Origin of the sequence: Streptomyces sp. NPDC006691 (assembly GCF_042869955.1) — a bacterium.
Taxonomy (GTDB): Bacteria; Actinomycetota; Actinomycetes; order Streptomycetales; family Streptomycetaceae; genus Streptomyces.
Genome location: NZ_JBIAGW010000001.1, coordinates 354,894 through 367,744 on the forward strand (window position 1 = coordinate 354,894; position 12,851 = coordinate 367,744).

General features: G+C 68.2%; 11 protein-coding genes, 1 tRNA gene and 3 pseudogenes. 3 read left to right on the forward strand and 12 right to left on the reverse strand.

Annotated elements, in window-relative coordinates:
• Positions 1–25: 25 nt before the first annotated feature.
• From ACFYNP_RS01580 to ACFYNP_RS01590, 3 genes are all read right to left on the reverse strand, one after another.
• Positions 26–532 carry a phosphoribosyltransferase gene (locus ACFYNP_RS01580; protein ID WP_388418007.1) on the reverse strand — a complete coding sequence of 169 codons (507 nt, stop codon included), beginning with the start codon at positions 530–532 and terminating at the stop codon, positions 26–28.
• 2 nt (positions 533–534) lie between these two features.
• Positions 535–1,110: a dCTP deaminase gene (gene dcd / locus ACFYNP_RS01585; protein ID WP_388418004.1), complete on the reverse strand. Its 576-nt coding sequence runs from the start codon at positions 1,108–1,110 to the stop codon at positions 535–537.
• Between the two features lie 85 nt (positions 1,111–1,195).
• On the reverse strand, positions 1,196–1,381 hold the full coding sequence (locus ACFYNP_RS01590; protein WP_388418189.1) for a hypothetical protein: 186 nt from the start codon (positions 1,379–1,381) through the stop codon (positions 1,196–1,198).
• 229 nt (positions 1,382–1,610) lie between these two features.
• Here ACFYNP_RS01590 and ACFYNP_RS01595 point away from each other — a divergent pair.
• A tRNA-Gly gene (locus tag ACFYNP_RS01595) sits at positions 1,611–1,684 on the forward strand.
• Positions 1,685–1,979: 295 nt separating this feature from the next.
• On the opposite strand, the gene ACFYNP_RS01600 is transcribed toward ACFYNP_RS01595, so the two are convergent.
• The 3 genes and pseudogenes from ACFYNP_RS01600 to ACFYNP_RS01610 form a co-directional block, all read right to left on the reverse strand.
• Positions 1,980–2,372: a tyrosine-type recombinase/integrase gene (locus ACFYNP_RS01600; RefSeq protein WP_388782219.1), complete on the reverse strand. Its 393-nt coding sequence runs from the start codon at positions 2,370–2,372 to the stop codon at positions 1,980–1,982.
• A gap of 408 nt (positions 2,373–2,780) precedes the next feature.
• Positions 2,781–3,239, reverse strand: a pseudogene (locus ACFYNP_RS01605) (hypothetical protein); the annotation flags it as partial.
• A pseudogene (locus ACFYNP_RS01610) lies at positions 3,170–3,343 on the reverse strand (site-specific integrase); the annotation flags it as partial. The pseudogenes ACFYNP_RS01605 and ACFYNP_RS01610, both read right to left, overlap by 70 nt.
• 237 nt (positions 3,344–3,580) lie before the next feature.
• Here ACFYNP_RS01610 and ACFYNP_RS01615 point away from each other — a divergent pair.
• Both ACFYNP_RS01615 and ACFYNP_RS01620 read left to right on the forward strand, forming a co-directional pair.
• Positions 3,581–3,736: an ATP-binding protein gene (locus ACFYNP_RS01615; RefSeq protein WP_388418001.1), complete on the forward strand. Its 156-nt coding sequence runs from the start codon at positions 3,581–3,583 to the stop codon at positions 3,734–3,736.
• A gap of 283 nt (positions 3,737–4,019) precedes the next feature.
• Complete coding sequence (locus ACFYNP_RS01620) at positions 4,020–6,122, forward strand: hypothetical protein (protein ID WP_388781572.1); 2,103 nt, start codon at positions 4,020–4,022, stop codon at positions 6,120–6,122.
• Positions 6,123–6,216: 94 nt separating this feature from the next.
• Here ACFYNP_RS01620 and ACFYNP_RS01625 read toward each other — a convergent pair whose 3' ends face one another.
• The 6 genes and pseudogenes from ACFYNP_RS01625 to ACFYNP_RS01650 all read right to left on the reverse strand — a co-directional run bounded on the left by ACFYNP_RS01625 (position 6,217) and on the right by ACFYNP_RS01650 (position 12,728).
• Positions 6,217–6,873 (reverse strand): hypothetical protein, encoded by a 657-nt coding sequence (locus ACFYNP_RS01625; protein ID WP_388417995.1) that lies wholly within the window; start codon positions 6,871–6,873, stop codon positions 6,217–6,219.
• A gap of 754 nt (positions 6,874–7,627) precedes the next feature.
• Positions 7,628–8,803 carry a Shedu anti-phage system protein SduA domain-containing protein gene (locus tag ACFYNP_RS01630; protein ID WP_388781575.1) on the reverse strand — a complete coding sequence of 392 codons (1,176 nt, stop codon included), beginning with the start codon at positions 8,801–8,803 and terminating at the stop codon, positions 7,628–7,630.
• 231 nt (positions 8,804–9,034) lie between these two features.
• Positions 9,035–9,469: pseudogene (locus ACFYNP_RS01635) on the reverse strand (flavoprotein); the annotation flags it as partial.
• A 63-nt stretch (positions 9,470–9,532) separates the two neighbouring features.
• Complete coding sequence (locus tag ACFYNP_RS01640; RefSeq protein ID WP_388781577.1) at positions 9,533–10,378, reverse strand: hypothetical protein; 846 nt, start codon at positions 10,376–10,378, stop codon at positions 9,533–9,535.
• Positions 10,375–12,264, reverse strand: a complete 1,890-nt coding sequence (locus tag ACFYNP_RS01645) for a GMC family oxidoreductase (protein WP_388781580.1) — start codon at positions 12,262–12,264, stop codon at positions 10,375–10,377. Before ACFYNP_RS01645 ends, ACFYNP_RS01640 begins: the two co-directional genes overlap by 4 nt.
• The gene (locus ACFYNP_RS01650; protein ID WP_388781583.1) at positions 12,261–12,728 is read right to left on the reverse strand and encodes a hypothetical protein; all 468 of its coding nucleotides are present in this window, start codon (positions 12,726–12,728) and stop codon (positions 12,261–12,263) included. The genes ACFYNP_RS01645 and ACFYNP_RS01650 overlap by 4 nt, the downstream gene beginning before the upstream one ends.
• Positions 12,729–12,851 lie beyond the last annotated feature (123 nt).

Here is a 12,851-nt window from a genome sequence, read left to right on the forward strand (position 1 = left end):
GCCCTTGCGTGCGTCCAGGGACGAATCAGGCGTCGAGCACCTGGCCCTCGCGCCGCACCACGGGCGGCTCGACGGACCAGGGGAAGTTGATCCACTCGTCCGTACGCTTCCAGACGTACTCGCACTTCACGAGCGAGTGGGACTTCTCGTAGATGACCGCGCTGCGGACCTCGGCGACGTGGTCGAGGCAGAAGTCGTACACCAGCTTCAGCGTCTTGCCGGTGTCGGCCACGTCGTCCGCGATCAGCACCTTCTTGCCGGAGAAGTCGATGGCGTTGGGCACGGGCGCCAGCATGACCGGCATTTCGAGGGTGGTGCCGACGCCGGTGTAGAACTCGACGTTCACCAGGTGGATGTTCTTGCAGTCCAGGGCGTAGGCGAGCCCGCCGGCCACGAACACGCCACCGCGCGCGATGGAGACCACGATGTCGGGCTCGTAACCGTCGTCGGCGATGGTCTGCGCGAGGTCGCGGATGGCTCCGCCGAACTTCTCGTAGGTGAGGTTCTCGCGCAGCTCGTTCTGGTCGTTCATGCTCACACCTGGGTCCGATGGAAATTGAGGAAGGACCGCGAGGCGGTGGGCCCACGCTGGCCTTGGTAACGCGAGCCGTACCGCTGGGAGCCGTAGGGCTCCTCGGCGGACGACGACAGCCGGAACAGACACAGCTGCCCGATCTTCATCCCCGGCCACAGCTTGATCGGCAGCGTGGCGACGTTGGAGAGCTCCAGGGTCACGTGCCCGGAGAACCCGGGGTCGATGAACCCGGCGGTCGAGTGCGTGACGAGCCCGAGGCGGCCGAGCGAGCTCTTGCCCTCCAGACGGCTGGCGAGGTCGTCGGGGAGCGAGATGACCTCGTACGTCGAGGCGAGCACGAACTCACCGGGGTGCAGGATGAACGCCTCGTCCCCCTCCGGCTCTACGAGCCGGGTCAGGTCCGCCTGCTCGACGGCGGGGTCGATGTGCGGGTAGCGGTGGTTCTCGAACACCCGGAAGAAGCGGTCGAGGCGCACGTCGATGCTGGACGGCTGCACCATGGATTCGTCGTAGGGATCGATCCGTACCCGCCCGGAGTCGATCTCGGCCCGGATGTCCTTGTCTGAGAGAAGCACGCCCCGAGGATACGCAAGGCGCGCGGCCCCGCCCCAATCGGACGGTCCCGCGCGCCTGTGCTCCACCGCCGTCGCCGGCCGGGCCCTACCTCTGCCCGACCGCCACCGGCACGGCATGCCGCAACCGCGCACACCTCGGGCACCGGATCAGCCGACCGGGCCCGATCCGCTCGGTGCCGAGCTGCTGCATCGGAAACGAATCCGTGGTGAAGACGTGCCCCTCGGCGCACCGGACGACGGTGCGCTCCAGCGAGTCCATCAAGTCGCTCAAGTCCCTTCCCCAACAAGCATGGACGGAGAAAACACCACATTAGGGGATGAACGGGACGCCACCCCACGCGGCACTCCGACCCCGCGCGCGCCCTCCACCGTACGCCCCAACTCCCGGCACCCACACGGGTATCCGGCCCCCCGAGAACACGACGGCCCTCGGCGAATCCACCGAGGGCCGAGCATGGGGTAGAGTGAGCATCGACCGCTCCCCCATGGGGAACGATCTTGCGAGTGTAGTTTAATGGTAGAACATAAGCTTCCCAAGCTTAGAGCGCGGGTTCGATTCCCGTCACTCGCTCCATAGCTAAGGCCCTGGTCAGAGACCGGGGCCTTGTTCGTTGTCTAGACCAATTCAGGCGCGCGTGCCATTCGCGTGCCGTAAGGGACCGATTACCGCACCAAATTGAGCGCCACAAGCTCCGCCGAGCAGGCACTTCGCCAGATCATCTCGAATAATGAGACGCATTCCATGTGACCTGCACCACTTGCCGGACAGGACGCCACATGTGTGCGGCTGCGAAGTGGCCCTGATATCAGGGCAGTCGGTGGACACGCCGCAGCGCCGGGCCGATGGTGCGGGTCCGGCGCTGCGAGGGTCACGCCTGCTGAGTGGTGGGGGCGTCCAGAGCGCCGGTGTCATGGGCGCGTGGGACGAAGGGATGGACGGTCGCCCCCTCGTCCGCCGCACGCTCGGCCGCCTCCGCTTCCGCACGCTGGCGACGCACGTCGACGTCGATGGCTCCGGCGAGCTTGCGCTGGTGCTTGTGCGTGGAGTGCTGGTAGATCAGCTGGGCCCGCTCCGAGGAGTGGCCGGCGCGGACCATCAGGTCCTTCATCTTCGCGCCGGTGTCGGCGGCGATGGTGTTGCCGGTGTGCCGCAGGTCGTAGAAACGGAAGCCTTCAGGCAGGCCGGCCTGATCGCGGGCCTTGCGCCACTTGCGGCCGAAGGTCGTCCCGCGCAGCCGGGCCCCGCGCTCACCGACGAACACCGCCAACGCCGAGAAGACAGGCCACGACCCGAACCAGCTCCTCCGGAAAGCCGCCGACCAGCGCGCTCTGGACGACGCCCGCCGCCCCGCACGCGTCCTGACCTGGCGCGTCGAACGCCTCGCCGCACGGCCGGCACCCAGCGCACGCGCCCGTGCAGCACAAGCCCAGAGCACGGCACAACGACCCAGCGCGCCGTCGCAAGCGATGCCTACCGCCTTGGCCCCAGCATCCACCGGGTGGCCCGCGAACGGCACTGCTCGTCGGCGCTGAACAGGAAAAGGCAGGCGAAAGGGAGCCTTTGATCCCCGGTCACCGACTATCCAGCGCCGCTGAAGGTAGGCGGCCGGGACTTACGGCTTGGCCCCTCGCCAGCGTGGCGAGGGGCCAAGTGCGGTCCTGCTCGGCCGTCATGCGGCTTCGATGCCGGTTGTACCGTCCCGCGCGACGGACAACTTCGCCGCCCACATCAAGGTTGATTCCAAGTGCCCTGTCCGCAGGCCGACGTGAGGCTCGGGCTGGACCAGGAGGGTCGCTGGACCGCACGCGGTCCGTTCTGCGGCCCACTCGTGGTCGAGGGCGGTGAAGTCGTCGTCGATCCAGACGGCGGGGGCGTCGCCGAGCCAGGTGTCGACGTGGTCCCGCTTCCAGAGGTAGCCGTTGGGGTGGCTGGTGGTGATCTGCGGGCGCGGTAGATCGACGTACGGCAACTGTGGCAGACCGAGGAGTGGGCCGATCATGGTGGCGGCGTCCTGACGCCAGCTGGTGCACCACACCGGGGTGACCAGGCCGGTGCGGATCACGTCCATGAGCATGGGCCCGTGGTCGACGTTGAGCCAGATCGTGACCGGTGCGTCAGGGGATCTGCCGCAGCGACCTCCATCTGGCGGTCCAGCGGGGAGTGCTGGTAGCTCATGGCGGCCTTCTCCGAGGACTGGCCGGCGCGGACCATCGTGTCCTTGAGTGTCGCGCCGTGGAGTTCATGCGCCTCCTGCATAAGCGACGCAGCACCGGCACCTGAGCTGGCCGGTCCCCTGCCCCAGCCGGTTCCGTGGTGGGGCCGCACTCGCTTGGGAGGCAGCCCGCGGAATCGCAGCACCTCAGTTTTTCGGTACCCGGCACCGCTATCGCCGTTACGGACGCACGGCACAAGGTCGTCGCCGAGATATGTGGCTGGGGGCTCCCGGTCGCCAGCAGAGTCGTGGAGACCGTGGCGCTGGTAACCAGCGAGCTGCTGACCAACGCCGTGCAGCACGTCGGAGGCGGCCCCATCTCGGTGGCTGCCCTGCTGAGGGACGACACCGTACGCGTCGAAGTCAGCGACTCCAGCCCTGCCCTCCCCACGCTCAGCCTGCCGACTTCCTGACGAAACGTGATGTTGCACATGGCGCCGATTGGTCTGGACCTGATGGGGTGACACCGACATCCGCCCTCACAGGAAGAGCACAGGTTTGAGATTCAGAGCTCTCACGAAGACGAATCGGCGTTTGGCGATAGGTACGACCCTTGCGGTCGTCCTCGGATCAGGCGTCGCCTCCGCCGTCACCTACACCCCAGGTACGGAACTGGCGGCACAAGCAGCTGCGAACCAGCGGCCCAACTCCGGCACAAGCCCTGAAGCCGGCCCTCCCTTCGCCAAGAAGAACGGTGTGTGGGAGGTCAATACGACCGGCCCCACACTGCGCAATACCGTCACCGACCCGGACGGCGACAAGAGCAACCTCACCTTCGAGGTGTGGACTACGGATGCCACCGGGAAACCGAAGAGCCGGGTCAAGCTGACCGATGACAACCAGTACGGAGTCCTCGTATCCGACTTCGTAGCCTCCGGCAAGGCCGCGCAAGTCACGGTCCCCGCAGGTCGGTTGACGAGCGGTGTGACGTACGCGTTCCACACCTCCGCCTATGACGGCAAGTTGTATGAGACCGACTGGTCGCCGTGGACCACTTTCAAGGTCAGCGTTCCTGCCCCGGCCAAGCCCGCGAAGCCGACGAGCTTAGCGAACAACGGCAAACCAGGTGAGTTCACCGTCGCTCTGCCCGCCGGGCACACCGCGAAGTGGGTTGAGTGGCAGCTTGATGCGGCCGCGTGGAAGCGCGTCGACGCCGCGGGCAAGACGTCGGTGACCATCGACACTGGGCTCCGGACAGCGGCGCTCACCGCACCGGCCGCACCCGCCGCCAACAACCACACGCTCAACGTGCGGACCGCCAACGATGGCGGCGCCTCTGACGCTGTGTCCGTGGCTTTCACCGGCAACGGAACCAGCAACGGTGACGGGGACCACGCGGTGGACCTCACCCTGCCGGATCCGGTCTCCACGGCGCCAAACCCGGATCAGACCAAGCAGGACATCACGGGTAAGATCACCCGGCCGCTCGGGGCTCCCTCGTCCAGCAGCCCGAGGCTCGCAGCTCCCGCGGCCAAGGAACAGTGCGGGCCGGTCGGCAAGGACGGCGGTCAGGCGTGCTTCGGCGCGCCCGTGAAGTTCGAGGACCTGCCTGCCGAGGTCCAGGCCAAGGCGAAAGAGCAGGCCAAGGCGAAGCAGCAGCGGGCCGAGGCTCCGGCTGCGGGTGCCCCGGGGATGACCGATTGGTGCGCGACGAACACCTCCGGCGCGTTCGCCACCCGCACCGTCGAGTGTGAGACCAAGCAACTTCCCGTCGTGTACCGCGTGGACGGCGAGCCGATCGCGACCGCGTACTTCACGATGACGCGCGAGATATCCCTGGACAACTCGGCGAAGAGTTTCGTCCATCGCCTGAACATCCATCCGATCCTGATCTCGCCGACCTTCCGCGCAATCGAAATGGTCATGGACAACAGGACCTGCCTGGGAAGCACCGCAGCCCAGTGCAAGGACCCGGGCAAGGCCGAGCTGTCGGACTGGGACGGGAAGGCCATCTGGCAGTCCCCCACGGACACGCACGACGCCAACCTGACCACGTCGTACACCTGGGACAACTCGACCAGTGGCGCGGAGTACGACCTCCGTACGGACTTCATGATCAAGGGCATCCTGATCGCCGGGAACACGCCCGGACCGACGTTCATGACTGACTTCCGCTGGGCGATGGCAGACCCGTCAGACCTGGAAGAGATCCGCTGCGACACCAAGGGCACCGGGGCCACGGTGAGCGGCTGCGTGTTCAAGAACGTCGCTCCGAGCTACACGTTCAACGCCGCCAAGTTCCCGCAGGCCGCCGCGCACGCGTGGCTGTTGCAGGAGAAGCTGCCCAACACCATGGGCGTCAAGACTCGTGACACGCCCCTGTATTACCTGCCCGGTGGAAAGCGCGCCGACGGCAAGAACAACCGGGACGTCATCTGCGACGTGGCGAGCTGGGCCAACACCTACGGTGACGCCAGCGCCATGGACGGAGTGGGGGACAAGCCCAACTGCGACGAGTTCGCGTTCAACTCCACCTACAACAGCGGCGGCATGCCCAAGGCGGAAGGCGGCCTGAACGAGGTCTCCTCCGGCGGCCAGTGCGTGCAGACCTTCACCAAGAAGGCGAGCGACGGGGCCGTGCACCTGTACAACATCGACGGACAGGCACCCACCTGGCGCGAGGTCTGCGGCCGATCCGCGATCTCCGGGAAGCACAACAGCGGCTCCATGGGGGGCTTCTCCGGGTTCGCCAAGAACATGCGGCTGATGGACAAGGACCCGTACTGGCTGGAGACCGGCATGTCCGGGCAGTGCACGACGGACGCCAAGTCGTTCAAGTGCACCCTGCGCGCCAACTAGCCGGCCCTCCCGGCCAAACCATCTGGTGAACCGCCAACTGAAGCCATGACATACGTGTGGGTGGCACACCATCCGGTGTGCCACCCACACTCTCCTATTGAGTCGGGTCCGGCAGACCAGCGGCAGGCAGCAGTCCCGCCTCGATCTCCTGGCGCGGCAACCCGAGACCCAGGTGCTCTCCAACCGTACGGAAGACACGGGGGAGCAGAGCCTCGCCGTGCCACACCACACCGGCTCTGCCAAGGGCCTCATCCAGCGCGGCGACCTTGCCCGTCGGATCTTCACGCCCGGGGTAGTCCAGCAAACCCTCCTCGCCGATCCCCATGCTCCACACTTCCCCGTCCCCTGGTGAGTACAGGAGCTTGGCCGGGGCCTGATGCTGGTTCAGCGTCACGCACACCAGCTCCTCGCCCAGGCGTGGCATCGCGTCCCCAACCTCTTCGATCCAGTCGAGGTACCACGTGGCGCACAAGGAGTCCTCCAGCAGGAACGTCCACTCCCCGCTGGTGCCGAACATGCACTGCCAGTCCTTGTACTCCTGCGGTGACCAGTGCGCGGCGATGTCCTTGTACAGCACCCCCCGCGCCAACACCTCCTGGTCCGCTCCCATCCGCACAAGGAAGTCGACCGGGTCCGCGCCGCGTATCGCGGTCAGAGAGATGCTGCCGCGCATCCCGGACACCCCGCCCCTGGCGTCATCGGCGTGGTGCCCGATCCATGCCAGCCCGTGATCCGTGTGTTCTTGCGTCATGGCGGCCACGGTAAAACATCACGGCCCCGACCGACGCGCCCAGTGGATTGGGTCGGTCGTCGCGAATGACCGCGACCTGCAGCATCCGGCCGGCAGTGCGCTCGCGAACGCTCACTTGGACGGGCTCTCACCATCGGTCCCCCAGAGGGCCGGCGCCCCGCCTGCACTGCCTCTAACGTCACGCAGACGCCGCGCATGCCACATCGTGCCATTGCTTGCGGTGAACAGCGGTCCCCAGCAGCGCGTTACGACGCACTACAGCGGGTCGGCATCGTCCACCTTTCCGCAGGTCAGGCCCAATGTAGGCACCCCAGCCCCACGTGATTCCCAAGCTTAGAGCGCGGGTTCGATTCCCGTCACTCGCTCCACTACTAAAGCCCAGGCCAGGGAGACAATCCCTGGCCTGGGCTTTTGTGCTGCCCAGACCACATACCGGGCAGCACAACCACAACCGCAGCACTAAGCCAGTGGATCTTCTTTCTTCGCGCCCTGCGAGCGATGCACGCGCAACCATCCCGTCGAGATTGCCGACCATCTCAGGCGGAGGCCGGAGCGCTGGTAACGGAAGTTGCCCGGCAGCCCGACATTGGCACGAGCATCGCGCCAATTGCGGCATAGGACGCGGGCCTCCGGAGTGGCACTCCCGCGCGTCGACCTATGCTTCGGCCACCGACTCACCGATGAGGACACTCCGGCCGTCCTTCACCTACTCGATGCCACCCCGGTGGCCCGGCTCCACACCGCGTGACGACTACTACCCCAACGGCACAGACCCCAACGAGCGCTCGGCATTGTCAATCAGTTCCTTGTAGGTGAGCACCTCTACACGATTAACGTGAGTATTGAGGGTACGAAGTGCCTCGTTGATCGATTGCTCGGGTGCCGAAGGTTGGACTGATGGGTGTCCGATCAGCACTACTGCGCTCGCCCGCCGGGTCTCTATGCCCAGCTCCTTGCGGATCCGGTGGCGGTTCTCGTCCAGGTTCACCAAGTAGTTCACGGCCTGACCGACCGCGTTGTGCACTTCGGCAGTAGGAACCCACGACCCTCGGTACTTCTTCACCAGATTACCGACGAGGCTTGCGGCACGTTTCAGCTCCACCACATGGAGTGCCCCGTCACCGCGGATGAGAGGTATGTCGACCTCATCGCCCGGCACCAGCCTGCGGTGGGCTGCCTCTCCCACGAACCGCCCCCCGAAAATCCAGTGTTGTCCCTCCAGAGCGCGTTGCAGTTCGAATTCCGAAGCAGTGGGGTCCTCGACCACGTTACGCAAGGCTGCCAGACCGATCGACCGCCGGCGCAACTCGGCCGCCATGAGGAGCATCTGCCCCTCCGTATCAGCCGCAAGCAAAGCCATGGCATCCGGTGAGCTGACTATTCGGTGGGCGGCTTCGGCCGCATCCTCAACGTCTATACGTTCTTGGAGAACGCGCTCCAGCCAGACGGCTCTCTCCGCCCGCCCACGAAGAAGGCGGTACCGCCCAGGTCGATCCTCCGGTGCATCGAGGAAACGCGCGTCCTGGCTGAGTGTGCCGAAGTGCGCGATCAGGTCGTCCGTGCTCGCCTCGGGGTGCTCGTCCATGTACTCACGGCCGGCCTCAGCAATGTACCTGTAGTTGATCGAGAGGATACTTCCGACGAACTTCCGTTGCCTTTCGCTGCGCACACCGTCCTGAAAGAGGCGGAAACGCTCATCGAAGTCAGGTCTCAGGATCCGCCCTTCGGCATAGTCCAGGGAGTCCTGCACGAGTCGCACCACTGTCCATTCACCGGCGTCCGCCGCCCGTTGACGAGCTGCTTCCAGGAACTGGACGAGTGCCGGCCCGCCTCTGCGATGGCCCCCTCTCCCACTCCTCATGTGCTTGCGAGCAGAGGCGAGGGCGGCCTTCACCTCCGGGTGAACGGCTTCCTCAAGGACCTTCTCCACTTGAAGTTCCAACGAAAAGTCTGACCGGATACTCATACGGCCATGGTGATCGGAGGGTCTGACAGCGGGTGTTCACCATCTCGGCCACCTTCGCTCCACAACGCCGGCGCTGGCCAGCGACCGGGCCTTGTTTGTGATCCAGACCATTTCGTTGCCCGCATGCCATTCGTCCAGTGACTCAGGGGTGGGACCACGGGATTCCGTGGACCGGTGACGCGCGTCGGCGCCCGGTCAGCAGCCACCGGAGGCGGCCGGCGCACCGGCGCCGATCTGGAGGGCGGCCGATGCGACGCAGCAGCCGCCCCCGTCCGACGCCTCGGCCTCGGGATCGTCGAACAGACCGGCGCCGCCGCAGACTCCGGTCTCGGGCAGGGTGAGTTCGACACGTGCAGCGGCTTCCCGGTCGCCGGCGAGGGCGGCTGCGATGGAGCGGACCTGCTCGTAGCCGGTCACCGCGAGGAAAGTCGGGGCTCGCCCGTACGACTCCACGCCGACGAGATAGACGCCTTCTTCGGGGTGCGCGAGATCCTTCACGCCGTGTGGGTAAACGGTGCCACAGGAGTGGATGTTGGGGTCGACGAGCGGGGCCGGTTCGACCGGGGCCTGGAGGCGGTCGTCGAGGGCGAGGCGGAGTTCGTCTACGAAAGCGAAGTCCGGGTGGAAACCGCGCGAACTCCCGTGCGCACCGAGCACGTTGCGCCCCGAATCGCAGCACACAGCCGCCCCGGCCTACGCCAGGTAGTACGGCCGGTTGTGGGCGGCCACCGGGGGCGACTGGTAGGTCCAGGCGCCGATGGCCGGGGCGTTGCCGACCAGGCGTGTCAGGTCACGGCCGATGTCGGTGGCGGGGTCGTGGACCGTCAGGCGGGTGCGGCCGGCGGCCGGGCCGGACAGGTCGTACCAGTGGTAGGGCTGGTAGAGGTTCATCGGGCCGGCCAGCCCCCGCCCGTCGGAGTCGGTTCCGTAGCCGGTGACGGGGGTGTTGTTGGCGGGCACGGCGGTGAGCCCGCCGAGGTCGGCGGCGAAGCTGAACAGCGCGTTCTCGTGGCGCTCGACCGAACCGGCGGGGGTGACATCGGCCGACTTGGCGCTGACCGTCCAACTCCGCTGGTCCGCCGGCCCGTTGAGGGACGGCAGCTCGACCTCGAACCAGCCCGGGTACTTCGGCTCCGCGTACAGGGCGCGGCCGGCGTCGATGGCGAGCGGGTTGTCGCACAGGACGTGGATGCGGGCGATGCCGAGCAGCCGGGTCTGGTCGAAGCCTTGGGCGTACTGCTCGTACGTCACCTCGGGCACCCGGTCCGCGGCCGCCGTGGGGAAGGCGACGATGTTGAACTCGACCTCTTCCGTGATCCCGCCGCCGAAGGGGTACTGGGCGAAGTACAGCTGGTAGTTGACCGACACCAGGCAACGGCCCGCGAACTCCGCGGCGCTCAGGGCCGGGTGGTGTTTGGCCAGCAGGTCGCGGACAGGGGCCGGATCGACCGGGAAGTCCAGGCCGATCTGGTGCAACGCCCCGTAGTGGAAGGGGAGTTGGAACTGGTCGGGAACCGGCGGGAGGGGCAGCGGGCTCATCGGGCGGCTCCGGAGTCGAGAAGGGCGGGACGGTGACGCTCGGCCAGGTCGGCCTCGATGCGTTCGGCGCTGCGCAGGGCGAGGGCGGCCATGGTCAGGGTCGGGTTGGAGGTGGCGACGGACGGCATGCTGCCGCAGCCCACCGCGTACAGGCCGGGGTGGTCCCAGCAGCGCTGCCAGGAGTCGACCACGGAGGTGCCGGGCGAGCTGCCCATGATGTGGGTGCCGGCGCCGTGCCCGGCGCCCCGGTAGCCGTACACCCGGCCGTTGTGCTCGTAGCGGCCGGGCCAGCTGCCATCGGCGGCGAAGTCGGTGTGGTCCTCGGCCCCGAGCCGGGCGAAGAGCTGGTCGGAGACCGTCTTCGCGGCTGCCACGCCCTCCTTGACGTGGTGGGAGAGGTCGTACGTGGCGACGGGGCGCGGCAGGCCGAGCCGGTCGCGCAGGGCCGGGTCCAGGGTGATCCGGTTGGCGGGGTCGGCGCTCTGCTCCATCTCGAACTGCAAGGCGAACTGGCGCCCCACGCGGTCGCGCACGGCTTCGCGCAGCTCCGTTCCGAACAGCCCGCGCCCGTCCGGGCCGCCGCTGCGCAGCAGTTCGGCGACATCGCCGTCGACCGGGCCCTTGGCCCACAGCCAGCCCCAGTTGCCGATCTCGATGCGGAACGGGGCGCGGCCGCGCCGGGCCGGTCCGGCGCGGAAGCCCTCGAAGCCGGAGGTCGAGCCGGGACCGCGGTAGGGGCCGACCGGCTCCGGCATCAGTCCCCAGGTCAGCAGCACCGGGTGGTCCATCAGGTTTCGGCCGACCTGTCCGCTGCGGTTCGCGAGGCCGGACAGGAGCAGCAGCCGGGCGTTCTCGATGGCGTGCGCGGCCAGCACGACCACGGGGGCCGAAGCGGTCCGGGCCGTCACCTCACCCGTGCGGCCCGGGCCGTCGGCGGTGTACGTCAGGTACTCGACGCCCGTCGCCCGGCCGTCCGGTGCGACGAGCACCCGGCTGACCACGGCGCGGTCCACCAGCGTGACCGAACGGGCCCACCGCGCCTGGGTCTTGAGCGGGGTGTACTTGGCCTGGGAGGGACAGATCGGGATGCAGGTCGCGCTGCCCCGACAGCGGCTGTCCGGGTCGGGGCGGCCGTGGGCCCCGACGGGGACGTATCCGGTACCGCCGTCGTACGCCGGATCGGGTACGCCGTTGCGCGCGTGCGGGGTGCCCACCACGCGCAGTTCCACCGGGTCCGCCGTGCCGGGGTCCTCGACCCGGGTCCCGTCGAGCCGTTCGGCCAGCAGACGGTCCAGACGGCTCGCGGGGATCGCCCGCATGGGAAAGACGTAGTTCTCGGGGAACGGCAGCCCGACCCGCTGCCGCTGTTCCTCGACATCGGCGGCCACCCCGATCTCGCGCTCGGCCGCTCGGTAGTGGGGCTCCAACTCGGCGTACGACAGCGGCCAGTCCCGCCCGTACCCGAACGTGGTCAGGGTGGTGAAGTCCTCCGGCAGCATGCGCGGGGTGAGCCCGGTCCACACGTTTCCGGTGCCGCCGTTGGCCCGTACGTATCCACTGCCGTAGGGGAGCCGGCCGCGTTGAACGAGATGGCCGTCCCCGGGTCCCGCCAGGTCGGCGGCGTCGGGCCAAGGGGCGGCCGGATGCGGTGGGTGGACCGAGCCGGGACCCTTGGCCGACGCGGCGAAGTACCGCTCCAGGGCGTCGCGGTGGGCCTGCCCGGGATCGGCGTCGCGCACCCCGGCCTCAAGGACGAGCACCCGGCGGCCCCGCGCGCCCAGCTGCCCGGCGACGAGAGAGCCGGCGATCCCCGCGCCGACCACGATGACGTCGTACGGCGCCTCCTGCCCGCGCGACGAGGCGGGCGATCCGGTCCCGGTACTCATCGGACCTCCTCCGCCCCGGGCGGCACCCCGGCCCATCGGACCTCCTCGGCCCGCGTCGGCGCTTGTGCCCAACTGCCGTATCCGGCGGGCTGGTTGCCCGGGGCGGGCACGCCCACCGCGCGCCAGACCAGGCCCGCCGCGTAGGACGCCGACGAGACGACGAAGGAACCGCTCCCACCCCTGCGCCCCGGCCAACTACCCGTGTACCAGAGGTGGGTCACATCCCGGCCGAGCTCCAGGAGGTCGCCGTCCAAGGCCACCGGGGACACGGACCCGGGCCCGGACAAGGCGTCCACCAGTCGCGCGCAGCGCTGCGGACCGGCCTCTGCCAGCACCAGCGCGCGGTACGCCTCCGCCATCCCGAGAGCCCTCAGCTCCTCGGCCCCGAAACCGGTGAGTCTGGCGGACGCGTCGACGAACGCGCCGACCTCGCCCTCGCTCGTATCGCCGTGCGCTGCCGTCATCCGAGCTCCCGCCTCGTCACGACCGAGGTCCCGTAGCCGCCCTCGACCGGTCTCCGGCAGCCAACTCTGCCCGGTGGCCGGGACATCGCGGACGGAGACAGCGAAGCTGTCCTGAATCGGGCG

What these genes read in the sequence shown, in the direction of transcription:
- ACFYNP_RS01580 (WP_388418007.1), bottom strand. Translation starts at nt 532, where the DNA reads ATGAACGACCAGAACGAGCTGCGCGAGAACCTCACCTACGAGAAGTTC.
- ACFYNP_RS01625 (WP_388417995.1), bottom strand. Translation starts at nt 6,873, where the DNA reads ATGACGCAAGAACACACGGATCACGGGCTGGCATGGATCGGGCACCAC.
- ACFYNP_RS01640 (WP_388781577.1), bottom strand. Translation starts at nt 10,378, where the DNA reads ATGAGCCCGCTGCCCCTCCCGCCGGTTCCCGACCAGTTCCAACTCCCC.
- ACFYNP_RS01645 (WP_388781580.1), bottom strand. Translation starts at nt 12,264, where the DNA reads ATGAGTACCGGGACCGGATCGCCCGCCTCGTCGCGCGGGCAGGAGGCG.
- ACFYNP_RS01650 (WP_388781583.1), bottom strand. Translation starts at nt 12,728, where the DNA reads ATGACGGCAGCGCACGGCGATACGAGCGAGGGCGAGGTCGGCGCGTTC.